Here is a 26,342-nt window from a genome sequence, read left to right on the forward strand (position 1 = left end):
TTGACCACAACAGCACTTGGCATTGCATCTCTAATGTCAAAGCACTCTAAGCCATATTTTATTAGCTTTGTCATTAGCTCAGATGGTCGCCTTTTAGATGGCCATACCATTCAAGGAGCAATTTCACATATTGATCATCAGGTTTCACCTAAACCTTCTGGGTACTTTATTAATTGTTCTCATCCTTCTTTTCTAAACGCTTCAAGTCAATTACCTGACAGACTAATCGGCATACAAGCCAATGCTTCATCACTAACGCATACTGAACTAGAAAACAGCAAAACAACGCACTCCGACAGCATATCGGAATGGGGTAATCTTATGCTTCACTTAAATCAGAATAGCGGGTTCAATATATTGGGCGGCTGTTGCGGCACTGATGCAAGACACCTGGAATACATCATAAATAATCACAACTAAAATATTTAACCTATCCATCTCCGCCTACGGCTAAACTGGACAGCCAAGCTCTTGGTTTGGCTGCTATTAAAGGCATTAACTGGACCAACGAAATTATAGGTAGGGGAAAAGGAATAACACTGAGACTCGCACTAGTGTAGGATTAAGTACTGCGCACTTCGCCCCTTAGCTGAGCGTTAAGAACAAGACTTACCCACGTTTAGTAGACACCCTGTATAGTTAGGTTTAGGCCTAACACGGAGGTGTATCATGGGTAAGAAAAGAACTCAGGCGTATACGGAGGAGTTCCGCAGAGAAGCAGTTAAGAGAGCGGAAAAGCCTGGAGCAACAACGGCTTCTGTGGCGCGAGAGCTAGGCGTCAGCGCACAGCAGATCTACAACTGGCGTCGTCAATTTAATCGACTGTCTGATAAGCAGTTCAATAGTTTAGACGGTGTCGACTATTCCAAACAGGAAAGCGCTGAAGTTCGCAAACTCAAGAAGGAGCTGCATGAAGCTCGTCAGGAGGTTGAGTTTCTAAAAAAGGCAGCTGCGTACTTTGCGAACCACCAAGAGTAAAGTACGCATTGATACAAGAGCATGTAGGGTCATTCACGGTTAGCTTGATGTGTCGGTGTTTAGAAGTCTCAAGATCGGGTTATTATCGATGGCGGGGGCGATTGCCATCTGCTCGCACGATTAGAAAGATACGAACAATCGAGAAAATCCGAGAGACGTTTGTTGAGTTTAAAGGTCGTTATGGCGCGCCTAGAATTGCTTGCGAGCTTCAAGAGTTAGGTGAGCCATGCTCGCGGAACTACGTCGCTAAGCTTATGCAACAGGAACATATTAAAGCGAGAAACGGCAAAGGCTTTCGATATAGTCAGCCCGTAGAGGGGAGCATTAACGTCTCCGCCAACTTACTTAAGCGTTGCTTTGATGTGGATCGACCAAATTGCCGCTGGACCAGTGACATTACATATATCTGGGTTCTGGATAGGTGGCTATACCTCGCGGTAGTTATGGATCTGTACTCTCGACGTATTGTAGGTTGGGCATTCGACTCGCAGATGACCGATGAATTGACACGTCGAGCATTGAAAATGGCCCTAGAGCGACGACCAATAAAGCCTGGACTGCTAGTTCACTCTGACAGGGGTGTGCAATATCGATCGCAGAAATACCAGGATCTCTTGTCCGAAAGCAAGTGCAAGCCGAGTATGAGTCGCCAGGCTAACTGTTGGGATAATGCGGCAATGGAATCATTCTTTAGCAGGCTAAAAGTCGAGCTGGTCTATGCCGGAACATTCGAAAGCGAAGAGCAAGCAAAATCTGAGGTGTTTGAATACATTGAGATTTTCTACAATAGGGTTCGTAGGCACTCTGCATTGGGCTATGTGATCCTACCCACCAACAACGGACACACCACTAAGCGACTAGTTGTTCCTCAAACGCCTCAGGGCTGAGATAGCCATTGGCGCTGTGTAAGCGATTTCGATTGTAGTCTATTTCTATATACTCAAATACGGTTTCCCGCATGAGGCACCTTGTAGGAAAGCGGTTACCATGGATTACTTCTACCTTAAGTGAGTGGAAGAACGTTTCTGCGCAGGCGTTATCATAGCAGTTACCTTTGGCGCTCATGCTGCACCGCAGATCATAAGCTGTAATTAAAGATTGATAATCTTTAGAGCAATATTGGCTTCCCCTGTCAGTATGCACGATAACATTTGTAGGTTTCTTACGTCGCCATAAAGCCATTTGAAGGGCGTCACAGACCAATGTAGCTGTCATCGTTTCTGACATCGCCCAACCAATAACCAGCCGACTATATAGGTCTATCACTACAGCCAGATATAACCAACCCTCTTCTGTTCGTAGGTAGGTAATATCCCCGACCCATTTCTGATTCGGCGCTTCAGTATTGAAGTTCTGCTCGAGCAGATTTGGGGCCACTGGCAGACCATGTTTTGAGTAGGTTGTGGCTTTATATCTCTTGGCGGCTTTAGCCCGTAGGCCCTGTCAACGCATGCTGGCAGCAACTGTTTTTTGATTATATTTACTCCCCTCACTGGCCAATTCCCTCGTCAGGCGAGGGGCGCCACTACGTTCTTTACTGGCTATAAAGCGCTGCTGTACCAAACCATCAAGCTCCATTTGGTACTGCTGGCGCTTGGATTGATCGGCCGATCTTGACACCCAATCGTAAAACCCACTGCGAGATACGCTCAATACCTTAGCCATCGCTTTGATGCTGAACTTATGCCTGTGCTTTAGCATGAAGGCGTACCTCATTTCAGGCTCTTTGCAAAGTACGCTGCGGCCTTTTTTAAGATCGCCAGCTCCTCTGCCTGCTCAGCCAGCTGCCGCTTAAGGCGAGCATTCTCTGTGGCCAGCTCTCTCTCGGCATCCCCTCGGCTCTGATGTAACTTAGCCTTGCTTCGCCATCCGTAAATCTGGGAAGGATGTAACCCAAGCTGTTTAGCGGCAACGCTTACCCCTACCTTGACCGCCAGTGCTAGGGCATCTTTTCTATATTCCTCTGAGTATTTTTTACGAGTGGTTTTGGTTGATTTACTTGATCGTGTCATAGGGCACCTCTGCTGCGTAGTTTATCGCTTAAGAGAGTGTCCGTCTTTGGTGGGTAGGATCAATGTAAGTCCAGCAGAGTATGAACGAAAATACGCATAGTTAGAGTGTCTACTTTTTGTGGGCAAGACCAGAACTACTAGTCATGAATATAGAGTATTGCTGGAGGGTAGACAAAGAGCTACCGATGCTAAACGAAGAGGAGTGGTCACAGCTCGGTCCACTACTTACGGATATTATTAAGAAAATTAAGGCTTATCGTGGTAAACACGGTTGTGATATTCCAACAACTAGAACCAACTGCAGCGCGGAAGCAGTGGTGAAGTTCGAGGAATTAACGGGGTATCAGAACATGGATTCTGACGTTATGCCTTACTTAAGGCGTAGTAACTATGGCCCAAAGTGTAATAAGTGTGGCAAATTGTTCCGCACACCAAAAGCTAAATTGTGTGTAGCATGCGGTCAAACATTGGAGCAAAATGTTTAACAAATTAATCAATATCGCCCTTATAGGGCTAGACCTCTACACTACGTGCAGCTGCCCATTATTGAAGGACTATGTGTAGCCTACAAGGGAAGTATCTATGGAAGATTTTATTGGAATCATATTTATTTTGCTGTTTGTCGAAGTTATATACTGGGGAATATCGTATAGTACAGGTTACTTGTTGACACCTATAGTGTCATTTGGCAAGTGGAGAGCTGATAAAATTATAAAGGACAAGGGAACCGGCAAGAAAAGAAAGCACCAGACAGGCTTTACACTTATCGAGAGGTCAGGCCAAGTATACCTAGGCGCTATGGCTGTTTGTATTCTAGGCATGTGTTTTTGGCTAATAGTAATACTTGTTATGTGCCTCAAATAAAAAAGCGAATAACCAAGTGTTTAATTCACTCACTATCGCTCATCAGCGATACACTGAAATATGTGCACCCGTTAATACATCGTTATAAGTAAAAATTAGTAAAGTTAAGAATCCACAAGAAATGAAAAATCTTAGCTATGAAAAAGATAGGAGAAACTCCTATGGTGAGAATGACAAGAGCAGCCGTAAAAATATCCGTAAGAGGAAAAAACAAAGCTCCCAATTATTTCGTAGAGATGCTTCTAATCTCACACGGCTAACAAATCACGGGATAGACGAAACGTTCTCTCAGGAAATAGAGTCAGAAGTTAAGACCACAATCTGCTTCGTATAAATCTGACCCAAGACCCACTATCTAATCCAGATACACCGCTAGTAGCAAGCATATTGAGCGAACCTCCTTTCCTGGCGCCGGTGGTTACCACACAAATCGATCGCGGCAACAAGTAAAAGGCTTGCTCCGGCGATATCCTGATTGCCATAGCCGGCGGCGATCAAACAGTAGCACTACGTGCACTTAATAAAATTGGAAAAACGTAAATTTCGAGTGTGATGCACCCTGCGGTAGGCCTTTCAGGAGAATGATCTTAGCCCGTTAGGGGCTCTACCAACTCAAAGAGGTAGGATTAGCCCAGAAAGCCTATAAATAGGTTAACCCCATCGTTTGGAGCTGCGATCGTGTCCAAAATACTAATTCCCGTCGCCGATGGTAACGAGGATATCGAAACTATTGCCATCTACGATATTTTGAGCCGAACGAATGCAGAGCTGGCCTTGGCATCGATTATGCCAAGTAGGCGTATAACTACCCTGCGTAACCTTGTTATTGAAGCCCCCTGCTCCATAGAGGATTGTTTAGACTCTACGTGGGATCTAATAGCTCTGCCAGGTGGCAAGGAAGGTGCCGAGCAAATGCATAACTCGCCCCACCTAATAAAGCTCATCCGAGAGCAACTTGAGTCGGGTCGCTGGCTAGGGGCAATTTGCACTGCTCCGGTAATCGTTCTTGGTCGGCAAGGGTTAATTACCAATTTCAAGGCCACTTGCTACAAGACTTTTCGCGGTGAACTTAGTCAATATGTAAAGAAAACCAGTGATCAGAGAGTGGTTGTCGACCGGAATTTGGTGACCAGCCAATCACCCGGGACCGCTATCGAGTTCGCTTTTGAACTCATCACCTGCTTATTTGGGAAAGAACTATCGCAGGAGATTGCACAGACGGTGAATGTCTATCTACCGCCAAATTAGCTTAGCTTTTTCCAGGAACCTGGGGCGCTGACTTCTATCACCAAGAAAATCAGCTTTTCTGGTATTTCTGCCTAAATTGACTTGGACTCACCCCCAAATGTGACTTAAATACACGTCGGAATACTGCATCATCGGAATAGCCTAATTCTTGCGCAACACTGGCAACTTTATTGGCTGGGTTTAGTAAAAGGCTGCGTGCGTACTCCATACGGACGCTATCGATAAATTGTTTGGGTGCTTGCGCTGTTAACTGCTTTAGCCGCCGGTGTAATGTTCGCTCGGATATCGACAGTTCTTTTGCCAGCAACTGACTGCCTAACTGTTGGCCAAAATATTGACGAACCACATTTTCAGCATCCACCAGAAACTGCTCTTTTGATACCTGGTAGCCTTTTGGTACATGAAAAGTTTGCGAACGCGGGTGGGAGTCCACAACGGCGAGATCAGCAACTTTGGTAGCGACTTCATCGCCAGCTAGCATCTTGATCACTTGTAGAGTCACATCTACCCAAGATAAAGGGCCACCCGCTGTCACTATATTTTCATCTACTAATAGTCCACTGGCCCATAGAGGGCAGGCATTGCTAAAGCGGGATTTCAACTCATTGTGTAACCACCAGGTGGTTGTGCATTGTCGTCCATTTAGCAAACCCGCTTCACCCAGCGCCAAAACGCCACTACAAGAACCTGCGATAATCGCCCCGCGCCTATATTGAGTTCGCAACCATTCGCAAGTCGGCTGGTCCAGTAACTTTTCAGGAGGCACACCAAACTGGTTGGGCATAAATCCGGGGACTATCACGGCATCGCAACTGGATATTTGTGATACCCCATGGCTTACAGCAAAGTGGCTGCCCTGCCCGTCTACAATGTCGGCGCCATCAGAACTGGCGACTAGGATCTCGGGGGACCAGGACTGTTGATAGGCTGGGTCCAGGGAGCGCTGGCTTTCAGATAAGCGGAGGCCACCCAGGGCAAACATATCTTGAACGCCAGCAAGAGCCGACGGCAAAACTCCTGGCATAGATAAGATGACTATCTGGGCCATAAATCCTCAAAGTGGCGAATTTTGTCTGATCATTGTCTTTTTGGACACTGATAGTCAAGCCTGAGCTTCCCCTAGGATACTCATCACCAAACAACGTGAGAGAAAACAATGACTGAAGCTAAGCTGGCCATCGTGGCACTGATTGACGCCAAAGCGGATAAGGCTGATGAGGTAAAGGCGCTACTTACCTCAGCCCAACCGCTCGCTGTGGAAGAGCAAGGGACCCTGAGCTGGTATGCCGTACAAATCAACGCTACGCGATTTGCTATTTTCGACACGTTTAGCGATGAAGACGGCTTAAATGCACATCTTAACGGCAAGATCGCTGCAGCATTGCTTGGCAAAGCGGATGAACTGCTCGCATCAGAACCACAAATTATGACTGCGGATATCCTCGCATCTAAAGTCTAAGGAAGCCTTGAAAAACCGGGAGCTGGCTTTGGATACCCCTATCGTCTTTATCCATGGAACCAATGCCGGCCCCTGGACAATGGAGAACTTCCACCAGCATTTTGAAGAGGAAGGATTCTATTGTCACAGCCCAAGCTACCGCTACCATGAAGATCTAAAGTCAGAACAAAATCAGCAACACCTTAAAGGACTGAGTATTGCCGACTACGTTGATGACATCAGGGCATTTGTACAATCTTTAAATCAAAAACCTGTTGTAGTCGGCCACTCCCTGGGCGGTGTTATTGCACAAAAATTGGCAACTATGGATTTGGCACGGGCAATCGTATTGCTTAACGGAAGCGTGAACTGGGGAATACTGCCCACCACAGAAGAAGAGCGTGCGCTGGGCAAGTTGTTTATGGCTGCGGGTGAATTTTGGAATGATGTCCTGTTACCGGATTTCGCGACAATGGCGAAATTCGGGTTGAATAAACTTAATCCAGACAACCAGCACAAGGTCTTCGATCGATTGGGTCCTGAATCTGGGCAAGTCCTATTTGAATTGTTCTTCTGGATTTTTGACAGCAATAAAACAACCAGGATTGACTATCAAAAAATCAATTGCCCCACTTTAATAGTTTCGGGAACCGATGACCTGGCAATTCCCCCTTCCACAGCACAGTTAATCGCGGAACGGCAAGGTAAAAATACCACCTTTTACCGGGCAGAAGGTTATGGTCACTATTTAATGCTGGAGCCAAAATGGAAGCGGATTGCGGAATTCTGCAGCACGTGGGTAAGCCAACAATTTCAAAAAACCACCTCCACTAGCAATAAATCACTGTGAACCCTTTACTACACCAAACCCTTAATCTGCCTCCTCCCTTTTCTCAGGTGAGATACTCGGCAAGATAATCGATTAGTAGCCTGACTTTCGGCGCGATATATCGATTGCCGGGGTAAACTGCAAATACCCCTTCATCCCTATCTTCGAGATCACTTAAGAGGGTAATTAACTTTCCTTCAGCAATATATTGCTCGACGTAGTAATCGGGCAACTGCACAACCCCCAGGCCTTTAAGCGCTGCATCTAAAAGCGCCCCGCCATTGTTGTAACGAAGGCTACCTTTGACCCTAAGGTTTTTTTCTCCTTCCCTGGTACTGAATCGCCAGTAATCCAGTGTACCCAGCAGGCAGTTGTGCCTATTCAATTCTGACAAGGAGTGTGGGGTCCCGTGCTCTTCAAGATAATCCGGTGAGGCGCACAGATGTATTCGCCGGTCCGCCAACTTTCTTGCCATCAAGGTTGAGTCCTGCAACTTACCCAGGCGTATGGCGATATCGTAACCCTCATCTATAAGGTCAACCTGGCGATTGGTGAAATAGGCATTGACCTCAATCTTGGGGTTTTGAATCACAAAATCATTGATCAGTGGTGCAACCTTCTTTTCAGCATAAGTGACCGGTGCCGTCAGTTTGATTTTGCCCTGTGGGTGGCTCTGTAATTGAGTTACTGCTCGTTCCGCCGCCTCCAGCCCATCGAGCACCCCTCGGCAATGCTGGTAAAACAGCGTACCTTCTTGTGTCAGTGACACCTTGCGCGTGGTTCGATATAGCAGTTTGACATTCAAACGGCTCTCCAAAGCACTGACCTGGCGGCTGACTTTAGCAGTAGAAATAGCCAGCCGCTGCGCTGCGAGGGTAAAGCTCTCGCTTTCAGCAACATAAACGAACTCTGTAATACCTTCCCAGTCTTTCATTATTGCAAATATGTAAAAGTAAGTTTCAAAAACACCCAATTATAATCAATTATGCAATCAATATAATGGCTCCCCAGTCGTCACAGCGGGGCCAACCAACTCCAGGCCCTGAATGACATGATTTAACAGCGAGTAATCTTATGTCTGAGCAATTTATCAAGTCGAAGGCCGCCATCGCTTGGGGGCCTGGCCAACCGTTATCGGTCGAAGAAGTGGATGTCATGCTGCCAAAGGCTGGTGAAGTATTGATCAAGGTCATTGCATCGGGAGTGTGTCACACCGATGCTTTCACCTTGTCTGGCGACGACCCGGAAGGCAAATTCCCCTGTATTTTGGGCCATGAAGGTGGCGGTATTGTCGTGCAGGTCGGTGAAGGGGTTACCAGTGTCAAAGCAGGTGATCATGTTATCCCCCTGTACACCCCAGAATGTGGCGAGTGTAAATTCTGCAAGTCCGGCAAGACGAATCTCTGCCAAAAGATCCGTGAAACTCAGGGCCAAGGCCTGATGCCCGACGGCACCACACGCTTCTATAAAGATGGCGAGCCCATCTACCACTATATGGGCTGCTCGACATTTTCGGAGTACACCGTACTGCCAGAGATTTCACTGGCAAAAGTAAATCCGGCTGCACCGTTAGAGGAAGTCTGCCTGCTGGGTTGTGGTGTCACTACTGGTATGGGCGCTGTGATGAACACCGCCAAAGTTCAAGAAGGCGATACTGTTGCGATTTTTGGCCTTGGGGGCATCGGCCTTTCGGCGATTATCGGAGCTACCATGGCAAAGGCCTCGCGAATCATTGCCATCGATATCAATGAAAGCAAGTTTGAATTAGCCCGCAAACTGGGGGCGACGGACTGCATCAACCCCAACAACTACGATAAGCCAATTCAAGAGGTCATTGTCGAACTCACCGAGGGCGGTGTGGATTACTCCTTCGAATGCATTGGCAACGTCAATGTGATGCGCTCCGCTCTGGAGTGCTGCCACAAGGGCTGGGGTGAATCGGTCATTATCGGTGTAGCTGGTGCCGGCCAGGAGATCTCCACCCGTCCGTTCCAGCTGGTAACAGGCCGAGCCTGGCGCGGGTCCGCATTCGGCGGCGTTAAAGGACGCTCCGAATTACCAGACTACGTAGAGCGCTACCTGAATGGCGAATTCCAGCTCAACGACTTTATCACCCACACCATGAGCCTGGATGACATCAATAAATCTTTCGATCTGTTACATAAAGGTGAAAGTATCCGCACCGTCATTCACTTCGATCAATAACCAGCAATAATCAATTGGGCCATCTCTTGGAGGTGGTCCAATTAGGGCTATCCATCATGTCTATTGAAAATATCAGTGCCAACCGAAGTTTTAGCGGCTGGCACAAGCAATACCTTCACGACTCTCAGTCACTTAACTGCAAAATGCGTTTTGCTATTTATTTGCCACCGCAAGCTTCACAAATGCACAAGGTTCCGGTGCTCTACTGGCTGTCAGGTCTGACCTGTACCGATGAGAATTTTATGCAAAAGGCAGGAGCCCAGCGGATTGCCTCCGAACTAGGGATAGCCATCGTTGCTCCCGACACCAGTCCCCGTGGAGAATCTGTTGCCGATGATGAAGCCTATGATCTGGGGCAAGGTGCTGGATTTTATATCAACGCCACCCAAGCGCCCTGGAGTCGCCACTACCACATGTATGATTATATAGTGGAAGAACTGCCGGCACTTATCGAGACCACCTTCCCTGTGACAACACAGCGCGCTATTGCAGGACATTCAATGGGCGGCCATGGTGCACTGATGATCGCCCTACGCAATCCGGCAAGTTATGTTTCCGCATCAGCCTTCAGCCCCATCAGCAATCCTTCTCAGTGTCCGTGGGGACAAAAAGCCTTTGAAACCTATTTGGGCAAAGATCGGGATAGTTGGCGAGACTACGATAGCAGCGAACTGCTCAAAAATGCCGACAAGCCTGTGCCGATGTTGGTGGATCAAGGGGAAGCCGATAGCTTTCTTGTTGAACAGCTGAAACCCGAGACGCTCGAAGAAGCTGCCAAAGCAAGCAACTACCCGCTCCAACTTCGCCGCCATTCCGGTTATGACCACAGCTATTACTTTATCGCCAGCTTTATTGAGGAACATCTTCGGTTTCATGGCAAATACCTAAATTAAACCTTCTTAATTATATTTGTAAGATCGGCATTCAAAATACTGCCTCTCCAAATTGCATGGGAGAGGCATATAGAAAGCGGGATACCCGCAGAGAGATGAGTTCAGACCTCAAGTTTTCTTTTATGCTCAAGAGAGAGGAGCTCAAGTTCACTGATTGACTTTAGATTAGTTAAATCCTCAATTCGTTTAAGCAGCAGATTAGCCACCTGCTCTCCCAGCAAGTCTGATATTATTTTCACTTTATTCCCGTTATCAACAACAAGGTAAAAATCAAAGTACTCCTTTTTCCTGTCGTCCCTACCTTCATAACCAGTATATTTTTTCATATAGACGCCAACTATCTTTGACTTCTCGAATACCTTTTGTTCGTGCTTCGCCCACATCCAAGAGAAAAGGCAAGTAATCTTACTTTCTCCTATATATGTTTGATAGAATCTGGCCGTCCTTTTTAATGCAGAATTAATAGGAAGTAACCCAGCTATCGCAAAGATAGCAGCGAAAATAAATGGTACGTGGGTAAATACTAATACCAATCCAACAGCAGACACGATCAGCCCACCAACGAACTGAATTACGGTGGGTACCGTGGTGAGAATTTTCTGCCGGATCTGGTAACCGGTATCTAACCTTTCGATCGATACAAGTTTTTTCAGATCTTCAGAGTAGTCCAACTTCTCTCGCCCAAGTGGGACTTTAACCAATACCTCAGAACTAAACACATCAGCCTCTTGAACTTCATAGCCCTCACTGAAAATTGGAACTTCGTAGGTTCGATTAAACCAAGCTCCTGACATGCCGCCCTTGACCTTAAGCCGCCACCAATCTCCAATATACCCCTCAATTATTGACTGGGGTAAATCACCTGCGATTTGAATTGCAAAATAGACTCTTGAACAATTATCGACCAACTCTAGATGACCTATCCCCCCAGCTTCCCAGTTGACAGAATTCTGAAGATTAGTGTTTTCATCCAAACCACTCTTATATGTGTTTACTTGTTGAAGTGAAAACTGAAAGTTGTGCTTGTTAGCATCAATTTCGTCCGGAAACTGCAAGTATCCAGAAAGAGTACGTCCCAGGATACCGGGAAATGGAACTAGCACCAAAGGCACCCTCCCATATCGAAGCTGCTGTATATTACCCTTAAGAGGGCGATAAAGCGCAATCAATAGAGATATTGAAAAAAACAACGCCATTATTATTTCAAGATCGTATACCCCTCTAGTTAGCTTATCAACGGCAACATATATGCAAGTAATAACCGGAGCGCTCAGGAGCATGATCAATAGCCACATAAACCATTGACTTCTATGCTCTATCGATAAAATCCCGCTCTTCCTCCATTCTTCTTTAAACAGGAAATCACTTGATTCCAGGTCGATATCGGCATCTCTTTTTCGCGTTACTGAAGCAACCATAACCATGAGTGCGAAAATCATTACGGGCAAGCAAAAGAAGATCAAGGGTAGTACTTGCATCCATCTCAAGTTTCGATCAATCACGGCCTCAGATGGATTTTTGGGGTTATACCACCCCTCAACTAGAAGACCTCTCTCTTTGGCATTGTTCAATCTATGGTAAATATGTTTCTGGTATTGCCCAAGGCTCTCAAAACGATCATTGATACCCACTCGATTGTTCCAGTAAGCCTTATCATCTACTATAAATTCATATGCTGAGAAAGTTCGATAACTTACTGAACCTCCATCTCCCCAACTCTCTGCCAATTCAACTTCGAGTATCTCTGCTGACATTGACTTCCAACTATGCATCTTAAGCAAATCTCGGACAGGACCAACAACTTCATAGAGAAATGCCGCAAAAGCAAAGCTAAAGAATATCCCTGCGATGCTAAATAAGTAAGGGTTGAAAGAAAAATAGAACCTACTAAACTTACTCATATTACCGCCGGCTATCCTTTCTCTACTGAATCAAGCCTACGAGGGCTCTTTTTAGCTTGGCGCGCTCGCCGCCCAATTATTAGGCTCACTCTTTTTCGTAATTGTTCAACTACTCCAAAACCAGGAATAAAATCTGCGATCAAAATATCCCGTCCACACTCACTTTTGGCAAATAGGTTGTAGTATTTTCGAGCCTGACCTCCTACATAAATTGTGTACCCAGTACTTTTAGCCGCTAACTCATTAACTGAGTTACGCCGTACCTGCTCAACATCTCGGAGAATGCCAAAGCGAATATTTTTTCGAATCAAATAGTCTCGCGTGATGTGTACCTCCCTCATCGAAAATATTGTCGGAATCGCCAAAGCAAAGATCAAGAATGCAACCCCAAATGCAAAAAGATAAAACTCAGCTTTTATAATGGAAATCACACTGGCAATGATTACAATAAGGAGAGACGCCCCCATCATCCACAAACAAAAATCATAAAGAATTGGCCTTTGCCTTATTATTGTTGTAGCTCCACATATTTCCATTTCAACTCTCCTTGACAGTTCTCCAGAAAAATTCTTAACTGGCTCACCCACAGGCACGGTAATTAGCGTTTTGCCAGCATTACTTGCATGACCTTTCTTAGGAGGCGGACTTAGCAGGCGATTAACTCTATCTCTTCCGAAATTTCTGTCTTGCTCTTTTTCAGTAGTTTTAGCTTTCGTTGAAAGGCTTCCTTTAAACACTGGGAGCTCATACCGTCTTTCAAAGTGATCCCCAGGTATCTCTCCACTAACATTTAAGAACCAATATTCCCCATCTCCACAGTAGACATCTGTATTGGATTCAGGCAAGTCATCAGGAGCATTGAAACTAAAATATATGCGAGTTCCTAATTTAGTAACCTTCAGCTTGCCGAAAGTAACTGCTTCCCAGTTTACAAACTCCCTTTTATTATTGCTATTAGCCGTACGCTTTGTAACAATTTTGGATTGCTTTAGCAATATACGTATAGATTTATCTCTTATTGCTAGCAGTGGAGGAAATTGAATATATCCAGATACTTTTCCACCTATCTGGCCAGGGAAAGGTGTAATAGTAACGAAGACATCTCCAATCGACTTGAATCTAAGCCAACTACTAACTGACTTGAACATCACATAGAAACCAACCATCCCAATTACTATAAAGAACAGGCCACTATAAGCTCTATTTAGTATAAGCATCATCCCCACATAGCCAAAAATCACACCCAATAAAGCTGCTAGCGTGCCTCCCAAAAGCTGCCCTCTTATATCTTTTTTGGTTTCTGACTGTATCCCTTCAGGTTTCCACTTACTTTTTGCTAACCATGGTGTTCTTCTGACCACATCGGGGCTCTTTTCCTGCTCTCGAAAAATATAGGCCAGATAAACGACAAACCCCATGAAAATAAACACAAAACATACCAATCCAGGAATAATTATCTCCGACCACCGTATGTTTTTGTCTAGCACTGAATCATATGGATCTCTTGGGTTATACCAGCCGCTAAATATGCTCCCCTGCTTTATATGTTTCTGGAGCAATCTATACATAGTTGTATGATAGCTAGCAAGCTCGGTATCGTTTGGCTTTGAGTGTATATCGACCCGATTATTCCAATAGGTCTTTCCATTTATAGAGTACTCATAGCTAGCTACAACCTGTTTCTGTGTACCATCTTCACTCTCGTAAATTTCCATATCAACGTCAAGCAGTTGAGCATCCATTGGATACCAATTTAACATTCTGACATTATCAAATATTGGCGAAAGCACCCAAGGATATAGAAAACTGATAAATACAACTTGATAAAAAGTGAAAAACAGTAGGGATTTTGGTGTTATCTTAGCTTTCTTCTTAAGCTGATCTTCCATGAATAAAAACCTTGTACAACTTTAATTATTATCAGAACCAGTAGACTCCATCACCATGAAGACTTCTAAGAAACTTAGCAAATTGAGAAATAATAAACAGGGGGGCAAAAGAGGAAAGAAAACATATATAGCGTACCAATTACTGCGTTAAATTAAATTGATAGATCTACAATATCACAATCGGTATATACCAGAAATAAGATTTAGTTTTTCATTCCACTCTGCAATTAAATGACTCGATTAAAAAGGAAAGCTCTAAATCCCTACCCTGGAGTTCGCACCACCATCAGCCTCTCCTCGGTCATATCCGCAATAGCCCAACGTACCCCCTCCCGACCAAGACCCGAATCCTTAACACCACCATAGGGCATATTATCTACCCGCCAGCTGGGTACATCACCAATAACCACACCACCCACCTCCAAGGTATCCCAGGCTTGCTGGGATTTGTAAAGGTCACGAGTGAATATGCCAGCCTGCAGACCAAAGGCACTGTCATTCACCTTGTCTAAAACATCATCAAAGCTATCGAAAGGCTCCAGAATTGCAACTGGACCAAATGCCTCCTGCTGCACAATGGAGCAGTCATGGGGCACGTTTTCCAATAGCGTTGGATCAAGCATGGCGCCATCTCGTGTACCTCCACAAAGCAGGGTTCCCCCGGCTTGAACCCCCTCTTCCACCCAGGAATGCAAGCGGGTAGCCTCTCCCTCAGAAATCATTGGGCCAATAAATGTATCTTCTGATCGAGGATCGCCTTTCTTAAGCTTTTTGGTACGCTCAACCAGACGTCGCTTCAGGTCTTCATATAGACTGCAATGTCCATAGATCCTCTGGACGCCGATACAGCTTTGACCCGACTGATAGAAAGCACCAAAAATTAACCTCTCTACAGCATCATCAAGATCTGTATCCCGATCGATAACGCAGGCTGCATTACCTCCCAACTCCAAAACCACTTTCTTTCGTCCCGCCCTGGCCTTTAGGTCCCAGCCGACCGCCGGTGAGCCGGTAAAGCTCAGCAGCTTAAATCGATCATCCACTGTAAACAGCTCTGCTCCCTCTCTATGGCAGGGTAATACAGAAAAAGCACCTTTCGGCAACAGTGTTTCGGCCAGAACTTCAGCGATGATCAATGCCCCTATGGGCGTGCGGCTAGCGGGTTTTAGTACAAAGGGACATCCGGCAGCGATGGCAGGTGCCACCTTGTGAGCGGCAAGGTTCAAAGGGAAATTGAACGGCGATATAAATGAGCATGCGCCTACTGGCACTCGCCTGATATATCCGCGATAGCCCCGTGAGCGCTTGGATATCTCAAGATTGATAATCTCACCATTGATACGTACTGCCTCTTCAGCGGCCACATGAAATGTATCGATTAGACGCAGCACCTCGCCCCGCGAATCATGAATCGGCTTACCAGCTTCAATACACAACGCTTCGGCCAGCTCTTCAAACCTTTCACGAAAACGTACAACACAATGCTGTAAAACTTCCTGGCGGTTGTAAGACGGCAAATTAGCCATCGGTTTTTCTGCCAAAAGCGCCCAGTCGATGGCACTGTCAATAACCTTGGCATCAGCCATTGCAACCCGGGTAGCTACTTTCCCTGAATACTTGTCAGTAACTTCCAGATCGGTGTTGGCATGCACTGCTTCATTGGCCAGGTAGTAAGGGTAAGATTCTTGCAGCAAGGTAATATCCTTTTACTTGATGTCTTGATCTATCAAGAGTGCCCCAACGCCAGATACAGCATTGTGCCCATCGTCGGGTATAGATGACCCGCAGGCATATATCAAATGCGTGTTCAATGGCTTATTAGTTTTGCTACCGGGGAAGGACTTTCTTACTTGTTCAAGCTAAATATGATGCAGAAGGGATAGAAATAGAGGAATCTTGTGAAGTTGGGGGCAAGCGCCCCACAACTTCATATTAACTGGGAACCAGCTACTTTTCGGTTAACCACATGCCAACAGGCTCATAATTAAACTTCTTATATACCGCTTTTTCGGTATCCGGGTTATCACTCTTCTTATCGATGTTGTATACGGTCCAGTTCAGTTCGTTGACATTGAATTCAATCACTGCATATCCATAGATATTACTAACAAAATCTTTGATATGTGGGTTATTGACCTGAACCCCACCATTTAGCAATGATGTAAACACACTGCCAACATCAATACCTTTCTCAATCGTATCGTTCATATTGGGAGAAGATATGGAAGGAGTCATCAGCTCAACGCCGACCAGGTTGTCGTAGTCCCAGTTGCTAATTTTGCTGAAATCAACCTTCAGGTATGAAGCGATACTGGAATGGAGGTCCCCTGTCAGCACTACAAAGTTATCGACATTGCTGTCCTTAACAGATGACAGGATCTTTTCCCGCTCCCACTGGTAACCATCCCAGGCATCATAATTGGCATACACAAGAGAGCGCCCCAAAATAGTACCAGCCAATTGTGCCAGCAAAGTCTGGTTCCCCCACACTTTCCAGCGGGCACTGGAGTTAACAACTCCATCAATCAACCAATCCCGCTGAGTCTTACCCAGCATGGTTTGGGTATCTTCTTCATAATCTGTGCACCAGTAGTTTTCCCAAGCTGTACCATCCTTGCACGGCTCCTTGGTTCTATAGGTGCGGCTATCTGTCATATACAGATCAACCAAGTCACCGAACTGGAAAGAACGATAAATCTGCAAGTAGTCAAAAGCGTGGCTTGCGGATTCATCGACTTTTACCCGCGCTGGAACATATTCGATCCAGGCCTGCTGAGCATCGCGACGCAACTGGCGCAGCTGGTCAGGGTTGTTATCGCCAGTCTGGTAGGGATGAGATGGCACACCCAGAGTATCCCGCTCGTAATCCCAGTAAGCATTGTCTGCAGTTTCATGATCATCCCAGGTGATGATAAATGAGTGCATTTCCATCGCTCGCTGCAGGTTCTTGTCCTTGCGATACTCTCTGTAAATATGACGATAGTCCTCAAGATCCATCGCAACAGAGCCGCCAGAAGGCAGAGAGAGCGAATGCACTATTGAGCTTTCAAAGCCCTCGTACTGGGCGTATTCATAGATAAAGTCACCCAAATGCAGTACGCAATGTACATCTTCGTCCGCGATATGGTTGTAGGCGTTGTAATAACCGGTAGTGTAATCCTGACAGGTAACCACAGCCATCTTTAGATTCTCTAGGCTACCGGTAGGCAGTGTGTGACAACGACCAACGCGGCTACTGACAGTCCCGTATTTGAAGCGGTAATAGTAACGTTGGTCAGAAGATAAATAGCCTTCCAGGTCAATGTTAACGGTGTAATCACGGTCTGCCGTGATATCGCTAGCATTAATCTCAGCACTTAGAATTGGCTGGGTAAACTCCTCATCCAGCGCGACATCTACATACAGCGACTGACCCGCGATATAGGAGTCAGGGTTAATGTGCGTCCAAAGGACCACTCCAGTTTGACTGGGATCTCCCGAGGCTACTGATAAATCAAAAACAATTCCGTCGTTATCAATTTGATCAGCAAATGTGGTGCCGCCCAGTACAAAACGTGCATAGGTTTCACTATCAGTGTCCGCGAGAGAACGGACCGTAAAGGGAGTCAAAAGTGCAACACCCATAGCCTGGACAAAGGTTCGGCGGGAGATGGTCATATATAAACTTCCTGTTATCGTACGCATGAAGAATCGGAAAGGGAGCGGATTCTATAGAAGAACGTACCAACAAAGAAGTTTGACTTTTTATCTAGTAATCTCTTTTTCTCTCGAAATTAACACTTATGGAGTTAATACACAAAAGTCAGATGGAGAAAAGCAAAGTCCCCCTCCCCATCAGCTATGAACTTGAAAAACTTAGCGTTGTTAACCATTAGCAATCTGAAATCATCTCTGGCCTGAGATAAGCAAAAGCGTGCTGTACATAGTCGGCTTTACCTAAGGAAACACCTTGGGCTCTCAAGATTGCATAGGCCGTGTTGATATGGAAATAAAATTGAGGTAGCGCCCAGTCCCTGGCATATTGCTCATTAGTCATATCGAAAGTCATCCCATTCGGGAGCTTAATCGTCACAGGCTCATCCACTGCTACCATCACTGCTTCTGGCGTAACGCTTCTTAAAAATGCCAGTGCCTCTCGAATTCGCTCTTGAGCTTCGGAAATGGACCCGGGGTTTTCATCAGCTCTCTGCCCTTCACGAGCCAACTGCTCCAGAAAATCTGGAAGCGCACACCGCTTCAATCGAAATATTGCCTCTTGCGCCTGTAAACAACTAAGGACCCTCTGATCAACGAAGCATTTTTCCAGAATTAAGCTGAGCTGCTTGAAAAATTCACTTTATTACGCACAAACGCGTAATTTGCGCGTAATAGTCCACTAATTTTTCATCTGAAACCCTCAATAGGTGGATTTCAGGCGAACCACCCCTAGGCAGCCAAGTATTTTCTCCCTATTATTAAGTTGGTAAAGCCTGCCAGTAAGCACAGCCTCTCAGTATTTTTTACCAGTCCCCGATAGCGGACCTTGTCATAACCAAATACCCGTTTGATGTAGCGGAAGGGGTGCTCGACCTTCGCTCTTATCTGCGCCTTGATCTTTTCCGCTTTACGAAGTGCATCACGCCCTGGAAGAGTTTTTAGCTTGCTCGGCTTCATTGCTATATACCAATCCGCCTCCCGCTCTTTCAACTCTTACGTTTCTCCGCACCAATGTACCCAGAGTCTCCCCAGATTCTTTTCTCCTCCCCGTGGAGAACTCGCTCTGTAGTTGTGACATCATGCGAATTCGCTGCTGTTGTATCTATGCTATGTATTACTCCGAGCACATCATCAACCCCGATATGCATTTTCATTCCAAAATGCCACTGATTGCCTTTCTTTGTTTGATGCATTTCTGGATCACGTTTTTTCTTTTTATTCTTGGTTGAAGTTGGCGCAGAGATAATAGTGGCATCTACAATCGTACCTTCACGCAGTACCATGCCATTCTCAGCAAGATGCTTGTTGATTTCATCAAAAAGAGCTGCACCTAGCTGATTGAGCTCCAGTAAGTGGCGAAAGTTAAGAATCGTTGTTTCATCGGGAATTGGGCCGCTCAAAGTCAATCCAGCAAAACTACGCATGGATTCAATTTCATACAGTGCATCCTCCATAGCGGGATCACTGAGATTATAAAATAGCTGCATGCAATGAATACGGAGCATGACACTCAATGGATATGGCTGTCGGCCACGTTTGCCTTGTGGATAGCAAGGAGTGATCTGAGCTTCTAGTCGCTGCCATGGGATGAGGGCTTCCATTTGAGAAAGAAACTTCTCTCGGCGAGTTATACGGCGCTTTAGCTTATATTCTGCTTCGGCAAAGGTGACTTGGTGCATAATTCATCGTAGTCTTGATGGGTAGGTGAATATTACCAATATTGGCTTGGAATTATTCAGAGGTTCCCTAAACCGCACTTGGGATGATAAAGGAAACATATCTGGGGCAAGCCTCGCTTTAAGGAGGGCTTCAGACTCATCTTCTGGAAATTCTGTTTTTGCCTTTTCCAACCAACTAGAAAGGGCTTCCAATAGTTGTATATATGTAGGTAATAACAAATCTGTCAGGTTCATAATATGTTTCCACTGGTTTTTATTGATAAACGACAAAATATATCTCTGGTAGCATTCTAAAATAATAAGGGAGGCACAAGCATAATTTAGTGTCTTCTTGCCTCCATATCTAAGCTAAATTCATAAGGCGCCAACTCGAGATAAATAAATGCTCAGGATACTCAGATATATTGCTGCTAATTTAATGGTATTGGTGTCACTAGCGAATGCTGAATCTATTGACGTCGCAGTTAATGGCACGCTAATGCGTGGATTCGCCCTCGAAAAACATATGCTTAAAAACCATGCCACTTTTGTACGAGAGGCTAAAACGGCGTCGATCTATCGCATGTGGTCAATTGGAGACAAATACCCCGCAATGGAAAGAGTTCTCAACGGCGGCACATGGATTACACTGGAGATCTGGTCGATTCCGCAAGCCAACTTGGTCAATCTATTAGAGGAGGAGGCCAAAGGGTTAGTTTTAGGTAAAGTTGCTTTAGCGGATGGAACACAAGTATTAGGCATACTGGGTGAAAACTATATTGTCCAAAACCAGAAAGATATATCCAAGTGGCATGGCTGGCGAGCTTATGCGGAGAGTATGAGTAGTAATAAAACCGGTCAGTAGCACTAATATCAAATATTTGATTTAGACAATCGAAATGAGTACACATACAGAAGTCGCAGTAAATGGACCATTGATGCGTGGCCTGGCGTTAGATAAAAACTTAATACAAAACAATGCAACATTTGTCAGGGAGGCTAAAACAGAAGCCATTTACCGGATGTGGGCAATCAAAGGCGAATATCCTTCGATGCAGAGAGTGCGCACAGGTGGAACATGGTTCAACGTTGAAATTTGGTCCTTACCCAAGACCAACTTAATTGAAGTGCTTAATTTAGAGGCAACGGGACTAACTTTGGGTAAAGTAGTCTTAGAAAATGGCGGGCAAGTTTTAGGGATATTAGGAGAAAACTATTTGACTCAGCAACAAGAAGACATTTCCCAATTTCATGGATGGCGCAACTATATACAACAGAAATCTAAAAACTGACGTTGAAGCTGCTTTTATTTGGCCCTAAACAATATCATTAGGTAGACAATCCACTCAGTCTATATCTTTGGGCGATATAGCTGCCTACCACGGCACGGTATTCCTACCCACTCTAAGCACCCTGCATCCAGAATCGTTACTACCGCCCCACCTCTCGAGTCTTCGCAAAAGGCTATATTCGTGGGACGCTTACCACAGGTGGGTATACGTTCGGCCACACTTCCCTCACCATCAAGAACGGTCACGTCACCTTGACCAAAAACTGCACAATATAATCGCCCGTCGCTACCGAAAGCCATCCCATCTGGCCCTACAAACCCCTCTGGCGCCCCAACAACCACATTGCCGAAAAGCTCCCGCTTGGGGTGCGTTAACGAAGCGAGATCGTAGCGGTAGATATTGCCGCTAATAGTCTCCCCTACATACAGCTGGCCCCGATCATCAATGGCAATACCGTTGGGAAAACGTAATCCGGAATCAAGCTGTCGCAACACATCTCCATTGCGAGGATCTATCTCTAATACCTGTCCATCGTAGCGACAAGATCGGCAATCAGCTCGAATCACCTGCCCCTGAACAAAAATATCCGGGTCAATCCCGGAGTCGGTTATGTAAAGTAAGCCATTTTCACCAAAAACCAGATCATTGGGCCATAAGTAGGGCTGATCTTCTGGTCCGTCATAAGATTCAATAAGATCCCCATTTAGCCCCATGCGAACAAGCTGCTTACCCCCTCCATCTGCAATCCATAAATTGTCATACCCATCGATTGCCATGCCATTAGGTCGCCGAGCAGGATAGCCTATTTGTTGATATTGACCCTGCAAGTCAATACGGCTTATACAGTGCCGTCCAGATGCCATTTCAGTGACATAAATGCGGCCATCAGGCAGACAGATGGGCCCTTCTGGTTCTTGTAAGCCTCTACACAGTACTTGTCTTTCCATGCTAACGACCACAGACTCGAGTTGCTTAAAAAGGCATCATTTCTGATACGAGGGCGTATCAACGCCAGGAGGGACTAGTCCAGCCAACCTAATACGTTCCGCCAAAGACTCTCCTTGAACTCCTTTCGGAAAAACCCAAAGTGGCCTATTGATGTCTTTCCAATAGAGCTGGTTTGAATCACCTCAATATCTGTATTCGCATTACAGTAAAAATCTCGCAATGCGTAGACAGCCTTCTCTGGTGCAAAGTCCTTATCGTCATCTATTAGCAGGAACTTCATATCACACTGCAAGCGCTCGAATCCCTCACGAATCGGCCGACCATGCTGATCGACAACGTAATCCTTATGTCGAGCCCAGTAAGCCCATTCACGAGCTATTCCTGCAGGTAGGTTCTCTCCCCCCCAAAGTACTCCAGGCACCCACCCCAAAACATGCGATAGCAAAGGAAATGCGCAGTACCATCCAAACAACAGCTTTGGCTGATACCTTGCATCCCAGTGCCCCCAATAACCGCTCTGAGAAGAAACACAATACACACTCGCAAATCGGGTGTTATTTGATGCAAGACCTACAATTTGACCACCGACACTATGGCAAATGCAGTGCCACTCCAAGCTTTTAGCTCGTTTGCTACACCAGTCAATCACTGCCGCCAAATCTCTCTCCCCCCAGGCTCTTAAGGTCAGCCGTTTGTCCCTTTGACTCTCGATAGCGGACTTTCCGATACCTCGGTAATCATAAGTAAGAACCAAATAGCCATTCCGGGCTAAGAAACAAGCAAAATCCCGATAGTAGCTCTGCTTAACCGCCATAGCAGAATTAATAATGATGCCGGCTTTGGGCACCTCACTCGGCGAGAATAGCCTTCCACCAAGCACTATCCCATCGTTAGTGGGGATTTGCTGAGCCTCAATCATTTACTCAAAGGTTCCCCCGTGTAATTCAACACAAACTATTGGGTAAGTTAAAATTCCACCCAATACTTCCGGTCTATCGCATGAGATGTAATTAACAAGCTGATCCCTAACAGGTATTTCCTCCTTCCAAGAGCAATAAATTGACCTGAATATTCACTTCTCGACATTTACCACCCCCTAAAGACTAGAGCAAGTTAAAAGCCTTAATTATATCGCCCTATATAATGAGATTCGATGTTCCAGTTTATGAATTGAAAGGAGGTAGCTTTACCAAGAAGTCAAATAACATGGCAGACTATTTCTCTAGCTTTCCACTACCTCACCTGCAAATGTCCAAGTGAGCTGCACAAAGATATATCCTGCCAATAACCCTCATATTCACTATCAAAAGTGCTAAAACCTCTAAGTACTCTAAAATGCAAGGATCAGGTTTGATAGCCGATCAATCCAGTCGCCAAGTTAAGGGGATTCGATTTATCGCTTACCTTATATTCCACCTGATTCACTTAAAATGATTTTGAGCTATAGACAACAGGAAGTTTAGGTGCATGTCCGATCGATTCAGTATTATTATGCCATGCTACAATGATTCTGACCTTCTGTATAACCTATTACAAGGCTACACTTTACAAACCTATCCAAAGGAAAATTTTGAAATCATTATTGTCGATAACAACTCAAAAGATCCCAACATCCTGTCATGTTACAACCAGTTTAAGAACCACCTTACTTTAACTTTACTATTCAGACCTCAATTACCAGACCCATTCGCACTAAACTCGGCGCGAAACTTAGGTGTAAAAATTGCTAGACACGGGTGGTGTATATTTACAGATAGTGACTGTATCCCCGCCCCGAACTATCTGGCAGAGATTCAAAAAATAATCAATGATTATGGGCCTAGTATCTGCATGACCGGGATAAGGGAGTTTATTCACTCTAAAGATATTGTCCCAGCAGAAATGGACGGCGACGGCAAGTACCTTGACGCATGCCCTAGATTTAATAGCCCATCAAATTATGGACTCAGTAAAGATAGGCGCCTAGGGAAAATAGAGCAATTACCCAATACAGAACACCCCTGGGGGCACTTTTATGGCTGTAATATGGTGTTTAAAAGGCAGGATGTCATCAAGGTTGGTTTTTTCGATGAAAAATACGATGGAACCTGGGGTTACGATGACATAGACCTGGCTTATCGAGTTATCAATGAGCTCAAAGTACAGCCAATTTTTATGGAAGAAGCCATTGTCTACCACCAGGACAACATAAAGTTAACAGAGACAATCAATGGCAAGAAGAACAAAATTAAAGATTTGAGCAACCCAAACTATCAATATATCTGCAAGAGGATTTCCGGTTATTATGAGTTTAGTAATCGCGAATTCAAACGATTTGGGCTAACAACTACTGCAAGCTAGCAATTGACATGAGTGACCAACTTAAACGCACCTAAATATTAGTATACATTTTTCAAGCGTCTATCAGATATCTGATAGTTCAATCTCACTAGAGAAAGATTTCAGAAACAGAACAACCTTATCAAGAGAGAAAATAGCCTCATTAACAGCAACCTCAATATGATAACCATCAGAAGCTTTACTAATAACAAAAACCAGTGCATCTCTTGTGATTGAATAGGTCGCAATACAGTCGACCTCTCGAGCAGGCAAATAACTAAATGTAAAGTCTTCGTTAATACTTGATGTAACTTGTTTCTCAACTTTTAACAGGTTGAGGAGCACCATTGCATAATATGCAATATGGTACCTTTTTAATAGGTATATTTGATACCTAGAGAGTTTATTTAGAGAAAAATAGAAACCAGACGCCGTATTTCCTACCCCAGCCAGTCTTTCACCCTGATCCGGAATATTGTGAATGAACTCTTGGGTAATCAATATATTTGCTCGCTGTCTTTCGAAAGTACTGACAAAATTATCTATAAAAGATTTCAAAACATTTTCGAAAGATATCTCGCTAGATTCAACTTTAGCTGACACCAACACGATGTCATCGAGATCTCCTTTTATACAACCCTTTCCCTCCAAGAGAAATGGATTTGGCTTGTTCTCCTTCCTATTAAACATTCTCAGACTTAAACCTATAAATATAGCTTGGGCCAGCCCTATAACTCGGTGAAAATTCGAGTATTGCCCATTACCCTTGTATATATGCATTATTGAAGAGTAATATGCATCTGACTTCTCCTGATCTTTCTTCAACAAGCAATTGGCATATTTAGAAAAGAGCAGGCCAGTGTAACCGGAAAAAAAATCATGATTTGCTATAAAGCATACAGACGTGCTATCAAAGTGGATGTAGAAGGGGATCTTTTCGACCTCCAACCTCTTATATAGGACCTTCCTTCCAACGGCACCTGTCAGCTCTTTCCTCAGCGCCTCTATCTTTTCTAAGTAAAAGCGTTTTGGGTGAGGCGCGGTAGTCAATGCAACTAAGTCATAGAGCTTGTCTAGACAATCAGTAATTTCATCTTGGTTCCTTCTAGTGACAACATTTATAAGCAGAGTAGATACACAGCCATAACCTTTTAAGTGCTGCTGGACAAAGCTCTCTGGCGCTTCTATCGGCGTGAATAATCTGGACAGAAAGTTGGATTTGTCGGCCACGATACCACCTTACAAGGAAGGGATTGTCACTTCAGTCGATCACATACCATCTAAATTTAGTCAACTACCCTTATGGCCACAATTACTTCAAGGTTTTCCTTTGAGCAACTTAGCATAAAGAGGACGTAGAAAAAAATAAGACAAGTAGTTATTATCAGCTAACAACCATTAACACAACTATGTATGCGCCGGGGTCCATATCTAAATAATAACTAAAGAAAAACTACACGCCCATAGATACCTGACAGGGTTGTCGCAAGACGCATGTTTAATCAAATTATTTTCTTAAATTTAAAGCTAACGAAGCCTTATCTGATGATAAGCTTCACCATCTAAATAATTGGCAGACCAAGCTTCTAAAGTTACTCAACAACTGCACTTGGATCAATCCTGAATACTGTTGCATGTGCCCACGTAGCCCCATAGAACCTTAACATGCTATAAATCGTTTGAGCCTGTTGAGTAAAGCATTGCCCTGTTCCAATACCGTTAAACACAATGGAAAATTGTTCTTTTATATGAGAAGTAAATATTTCAATACTCAAAGCAACCTTTATTAAACTCAATAAATCACCTTCACTCTAACCTGAAATGCATCTTGAATTATACAGATAGGGAAGCTTCAAATTTCTTTAAGCCTGGAAAGGTAAGTATATTTTTTGATCCTGGCAAAATACTTATGCCTATGATTCCCATCCTTGCTCAGACCTAACCACACAAAGACATAATCAAAGCAAACTTCATTAAATGCAAAAAATAGCCAATAGTTTCAATACTTATAGAGGCTAACACACCGGGTTAGTAGTTAGGAGCCAGGAAATGAGTAAATAGCTTTCTGATCTAGTTCAAGTGCCAACCAAACACCACACCTTTACAGTCCAATATAAACCCCGTCTAGATCTCAAACTTGAAAGGTACAAATCCTACAGAGGCACCCTCATC

26 protein-coding genes and 1 pseudogene are annotated in these 26,342 nt (G+C 44.7%); 13 read left to right on the forward strand and 14 right to left on the reverse strand.

Annotated elements, in window-relative coordinates:
- The first annotated feature begins 33 nt into the window (after window positions 1-33).
- The 3 genes from ACJJIN_RS06735 to ACJJIN_RS06745 all read left to right on the forward strand — a co-directional run bounded on the left by ACJJIN_RS06735 (window position 34) and on the right by ACJJIN_RS06745 (window position 1,865).
- Window positions 34-420, forward strand: coding sequence for a homocysteine S-methyltransferase family protein (locus ACJJIN_RS06735; RefSeq protein ID WP_444898232.1), 387 nt, complete (start codon window positions 34-36; stop codon window positions 418-420).
- A 249-nt stretch (window positions 421-669) separates the two neighbouring features.
- Window positions 670-978, forward strand: a complete 309-nt coding sequence (locus tag ACJJIN_RS06740) for a transposase (protein ID WP_444895975.1) — start codon at window positions 670-672, stop codon at window positions 976-978.
- A gap of 8 nt (window positions 979-986) precedes the next feature.
- Window positions 987-1,865: an IS3 family transposase gene (locus ACJJIN_RS06745; RefSeq protein WP_444897425.1), complete on the forward strand. Its 879-nt coding sequence runs from the start codon at window positions 987-989 to the stop codon at window positions 1,863-1,865.
- Here the strand turns inward: ACJJIN_RS06745 and ACJJIN_RS06750 are convergent.
- A pseudogene (locus ACJJIN_RS06750) lies at window positions 1,828-2,990 on the reverse strand (IS3 family transposase). The gene ACJJIN_RS06745 and the pseudogene ACJJIN_RS06750 sit on opposite strands and share 38 nt — an antisense overlap.
- 185 nt (window positions 2,991-3,175) lie before the next feature.
- Between ACJJIN_RS06750 and ACJJIN_RS06755 the strand changes: the two are divergent.
- From ACJJIN_RS06755 to ACJJIN_RS06765, 3 genes are all read left to right on the forward strand, one after another.
- Window positions 3,176-3,475: a hypothetical protein gene (locus ACJJIN_RS06755; protein WP_444897426.1), complete on the forward strand. Its 300-nt coding sequence runs from the start codon at window positions 3,176-3,178 to the stop codon at window positions 3,473-3,475.
- Window positions 3,476-3,572: 97 nt separating this feature from the next.
- Entirely contained in the window at window positions 3,573-3,854 is a 282-nt protein-coding gene (locus tag ACJJIN_RS06760) for a hypothetical protein (RefSeq protein WP_444897427.1), read from the forward strand.
- 678 nt (window positions 3,855-4,532) lie between these two features.
- On the forward strand, window positions 4,533-5,102 hold the full coding sequence (locus ACJJIN_RS06765) for a DJ-1 family glyoxalase III (RefSeq protein ID WP_444897428.1): 570 nt from the start codon (window positions 4,533-4,535) through the stop codon (window positions 5,100-5,102).
- A gap of 49 nt (window positions 5,103-5,151) precedes the next feature.
- On the opposite strand, the gene ACJJIN_RS06770 is transcribed toward ACJJIN_RS06765, so the two are convergent.
- Complete coding sequence (locus ACJJIN_RS06770; RefSeq protein WP_444897429.1) at window positions 5,152-6,150, reverse strand: GlxA family transcriptional regulator; 999 nt, start codon at window positions 6,148-6,150, stop codon at window positions 5,152-5,154.
- 108 nt (window positions 6,151-6,258) lie between these two features.
- On the opposite strand from ACJJIN_RS06770, the gene ACJJIN_RS06775 reads away from it, so the two are divergent.
- Window positions 6,259-6,561, forward strand: a complete 303-nt coding sequence (locus ACJJIN_RS06775) for a putative quinol monooxygenase (protein ID WP_444897430.1) — start codon at window positions 6,259-6,261, stop codon at window positions 6,559-6,561.
- A gap of 28 nt (window positions 6,562-6,589) precedes the next feature.
- A complete protein-coding gene (locus ACJJIN_RS06780; protein ID WP_444897431.1) occupies window positions 6,590-7,390 on the forward strand; it encodes an alpha/beta hydrolase in 801 nt (266 codons plus the stop codon).
- Between the two features lie 43 nt (window positions 7,391-7,433).
- Here ACJJIN_RS06780 and ACJJIN_RS06785 read toward each other — a convergent pair whose 3' ends face one another.
- Window positions 7,434-8,303 carry a LysR family transcriptional regulator gene (locus ACJJIN_RS06785; RefSeq protein ID WP_444897432.1) on the reverse strand — a complete coding sequence of 290 codons (870 nt, stop codon included), beginning with the start codon at window positions 8,301-8,303 and terminating at the stop codon, window positions 7,434-7,436.
- Between the two features lie 140 nt (window positions 8,304-8,443).
- On the opposite strand from ACJJIN_RS06785, the gene ACJJIN_RS06790 reads away from it, so the two are divergent.
- Window positions 8,444-9,574, forward strand: a complete 1,131-nt coding sequence (locus ACJJIN_RS06790) for an S-(hydroxymethyl)glutathione dehydrogenase/class III alcohol dehydrogenase (RefSeq protein ID WP_444897433.1) — start codon at window positions 8,444-8,446, stop codon at window positions 9,572-9,574.
- Between the two features lie 56 nt (window positions 9,575-9,630).
- Window positions 9,631-10,467: an S-formylglutathione hydrolase gene (gene fghA, locus ACJJIN_RS06795; RefSeq protein ID WP_444897434.1), complete on the forward strand. Its 837-nt coding sequence runs from the start codon at window positions 9,631-9,633 to the stop codon at window positions 10,465-10,467.
- Window positions 10,468-10,568: 101 nt separating this feature from the next.
- On the opposite strand, the gene ACJJIN_RS06800 is transcribed toward fghA, so the two are convergent.
- The 7 genes from ACJJIN_RS06800 to ACJJIN_RS06830 all read right to left on the reverse strand — a co-directional run bounded on the left by ACJJIN_RS06800 (window position 10,569) and on the right by ACJJIN_RS06830 (window position 19,866).
- A complete protein-coding gene (locus ACJJIN_RS06800; protein WP_444897435.1) occupies window positions 10,569-12,368 on the reverse strand; it encodes a DUF3592 domain-containing protein in 1,800 nt (599 codons plus the stop codon).
- 11 nt (window positions 12,369-12,379) lie between these two features.
- Window positions 12,380-14,257: a DUF3592 domain-containing protein gene (locus ACJJIN_RS06805; RefSeq protein ID WP_444897436.1), complete on the reverse strand. Its 1,878-nt coding sequence runs from the start codon at window positions 14,255-14,257 to the stop codon at window positions 12,380-12,382.
- Between the two features lie 263 nt (window positions 14,258-14,520).
- Window positions 14,521-15,951, reverse strand: coding sequence for an aldehyde dehydrogenase family protein (locus ACJJIN_RS06810; RefSeq protein ID WP_444897437.1), 1,431 nt, complete (start codon window positions 15,949-15,951; stop codon window positions 14,521-14,523).
- Window positions 15,952-16,204: 253 nt separating this feature from the next.
- The gene (locus ACJJIN_RS06815; RefSeq protein ID WP_413662096.1) at window positions 16,205-17,914 is read right to left on the reverse strand and encodes an alkaline phosphatase D family protein; all 1,710 of its coding nucleotides are present in this window, start codon (window positions 17,912-17,914) and stop codon (window positions 16,205-16,207) included.
- A gap of 214 nt (window positions 17,915-18,128) precedes the next feature.
- A complete protein-coding gene (locus tag ACJJIN_RS06820; RefSeq protein ID WP_444897438.1) occupies window positions 18,129-18,497 on the reverse strand; it encodes a DUF1993 family protein in 369 nt (122 codons plus the stop codon).
- Between the two features lie 185 nt (window positions 18,498-18,682).
- Window positions 18,683-19,632, reverse strand: a protein-coding gene (locus ACJJIN_RS06825; RefSeq protein WP_444897439.1) for an IS5 family transposase whose coding sequence is annotated in 2 segments (ribosomal slippage) — window positions 18,683-18,948 and window positions 18,948-19,632 — 951 coding nt in all. Because the reading frame shifts where the segments join, the coding sequence is not laid out codon by codon here.
- A 3-nt stretch (window positions 19,633-19,635) separates the two neighbouring features.
- A complete protein-coding gene (locus tag ACJJIN_RS06830; protein WP_444897440.1) occupies window positions 19,636-19,866 on the reverse strand; it encodes a DUF1993 family protein in 231 nt (76 codons plus the stop codon).
- A gap of 148 nt (window positions 19,867-20,014) precedes the next feature.
- Between ACJJIN_RS06830 and ACJJIN_RS06835 the strand changes: the two genes are divergently transcribed.
- Together ACJJIN_RS06835 and ACJJIN_RS06840 are read left to right on the forward strand one after the other, a co-directional pair.
- Window positions 20,015-20,476, forward strand: coding sequence for an allophanate hydrolase-related protein (locus tag ACJJIN_RS06835; protein WP_444897441.1), 462 nt, complete (start codon window positions 20,015-20,017; stop codon window positions 20,474-20,476).
- A 34-nt stretch (window positions 20,477-20,510) separates the two neighbouring features.
- Window positions 20,511-20,903 (forward strand): allophanate hydrolase-related protein, encoded by a 393-nt coding sequence (locus ACJJIN_RS06840; RefSeq protein ID WP_444897442.1) that lies wholly within the window; start codon window positions 20,511-20,513, stop codon window positions 20,901-20,903.
- A 59-nt stretch (window positions 20,904-20,962) separates the two neighbouring features.
- Here the strand turns inward: ACJJIN_RS06840 and ACJJIN_RS06845 are convergent, their stop codons facing one another.
- Together ACJJIN_RS06845 and ACJJIN_RS06850 are read right to left on the reverse strand one after the other, a co-directional pair.
- Complete coding sequence (locus ACJJIN_RS06845; protein WP_444897443.1) at window positions 20,963-21,850, reverse strand: SMP-30/gluconolactonase/LRE family protein; 888 nt, start codon at window positions 21,848-21,850, stop codon at window positions 20,963-20,965.
- A 74-nt stretch (window positions 21,851-21,924) separates the two neighbouring features.
- The gene (locus tag ACJJIN_RS06850) at window positions 21,925-22,770 is read right to left on the reverse strand and encodes an alpha/beta hydrolase family protein (protein ID WP_444897444.1); all 846 of its coding nucleotides are present in this window, start codon (window positions 22,768-22,770) and stop codon (window positions 21,925-21,927) included.
- A gap of 548 nt (window positions 22,771-23,318) precedes the next feature.
- Here ACJJIN_RS06850 and ACJJIN_RS06855 point away from each other — a divergent pair.
- The gene (locus tag ACJJIN_RS06855) at window positions 23,319-24,191 is read left to right on the forward strand and encodes a glycosyltransferase family 2 protein (RefSeq protein WP_444897445.1); all 873 of its coding nucleotides are present in this window, start codon (window positions 23,319-23,321) and stop codon (window positions 24,189-24,191) included.
- Window positions 24,192-24,254: 63 nt separating this feature from the next.
- Here the strand turns inward: ACJJIN_RS06855 and ACJJIN_RS06860 are convergent, their stop codons facing one another.
- Complete coding sequence (locus ACJJIN_RS06860) at window positions 24,255-25,400, reverse strand: hypothetical protein (protein ID WP_444897446.1); 1,146 nt, start codon at window positions 25,398-25,400, stop codon at window positions 24,255-24,257.
- Between the two features lie 362 nt (window positions 25,401-25,762).
- Window positions 25,763-25,966: a hypothetical protein gene (locus tag ACJJIN_RS06865; protein ID WP_444897447.1), complete on the reverse strand. Its 204-nt coding sequence runs from the start codon at window positions 25,964-25,966 to the stop codon at window positions 25,763-25,765.
- Window positions 25,967-26,342: the final 376 nt, after the last annotated feature.

It is taken from the genome of Microbulbifer maximicatervae (SeqCode), from assembly GCF_052467505.1.

Excerpts from the sequence above, each read along its gene's own strand:
- ACJJIN_RS06735 (WP_444898232.1), top strand. The coding sequence starts at position 34 with ATGTCAAAGCACTCTAAGCCATATTTTATTAGCTTTGTCATTAGCTCA.
- ACJJIN_RS06740 (WP_444895975.1), top strand. The coding sequence starts at position 670 with ATGGGTAAGAAAAGAACTCAGGCGTATACGGAGGAGTTCCGCAGAGAA.
- ACJJIN_RS06755 (WP_444897426.1), top strand. The coding sequence starts at position 3,176 with ATGCTAAACGAAGAGGAGTGGTCACAGCTCGGTCCACTACTTACGGAT.
- ACJJIN_RS06760 (WP_444897427.1), top strand. The coding sequence starts at position 3,573 with ATGGAAGATTTTATTGGAATCATATTTATTTTGCTGTTTGTCGAAGTT.
- ACJJIN_RS06770 (WP_444897429.1), bottom strand. The coding sequence starts at position 6,150 with ATGGCCCAGATAGTCATCTTATCTATGCCAGGAGTTTTGCCGTCGGCT.
- ACJJIN_RS06775 (WP_444897430.1), top strand. The coding sequence starts at position 6,259 with ATGACTGAAGCTAAGCTGGCCATCGTGGCACTGATTGACGCCAAAGCG.
- ACJJIN_RS06785 (WP_444897432.1), bottom strand. The coding sequence starts at position 8,303 with ATGAAAGACTGGGAAGGTATTACAGAGTTCGTTTATGTTGCTGAAAGC.
- ACJJIN_RS06790 (WP_444897433.1), top strand. The coding sequence starts at position 8,444 with ATGTCTGAGCAATTTATCAAGTCGAAGGCCGCCATCGCTTGGGGGCCT.
- fghA (WP_444897434.1), top strand. The coding sequence starts at position 9,631 with ATGTCTATTGAAAATATCAGTGCCAACCGAAGTTTTAGCGGCTGGCAC.
- ACJJIN_RS06800 (WP_444897435.1), bottom strand. The coding sequence starts at position 12,368 with ATGAGTAAGTTTAGTAGGTTCTATTTTTCTTTCAACCCTTACTTATTT.
- ACJJIN_RS06805 (WP_444897436.1), bottom strand. The coding sequence starts at position 14,257 with ATGGAAGATCAGCTTAAGAAGAAAGCTAAGATAACACCAAAATCCCTA.
- ACJJIN_RS06815 (WP_413662096.1), bottom strand. The coding sequence starts at position 17,914 with ATGACCATCTCCCGCCGAACCTTTGTCCAGGCTATGGGTGTTGCACTT.
- ACJJIN_RS06830 (WP_444897440.1), bottom strand. The coding sequence starts at position 19,866 with ATGAACCTGACAGATTTGTTATTACCTACATATATACAACTATTGGAA.
- ACJJIN_RS06835 (WP_444897441.1), top strand. The coding sequence starts at position 20,015 with ATGCTCAGGATACTCAGATATATTGCTGCTAATTTAATGGTATTGGTG.
- ACJJIN_RS06840 (WP_444897442.1), top strand. The coding sequence starts at position 20,511 with ATGAGTACACATACAGAAGTCGCAGTAAATGGACCATTGATGCGTGGC.
- ACJJIN_RS06845 (WP_444897443.1), bottom strand. The coding sequence starts at position 21,850 with ATGGAAAGACAAGTACTGTGTAGAGGCTTACAAGAACCAGAAGGGCCC.
- ACJJIN_RS06850 (WP_444897444.1), bottom strand. The coding sequence starts at position 22,770 with ATGATTGAGGCTCAGCAAATCCCCACTAACGATGGGATAGTGCTTGGT.
- ACJJIN_RS06855 (WP_444897445.1), top strand. The coding sequence starts at position 23,319 with ATGTCCGATCGATTCAGTATTATTATGCCATGCTACAATGATTCTGAC.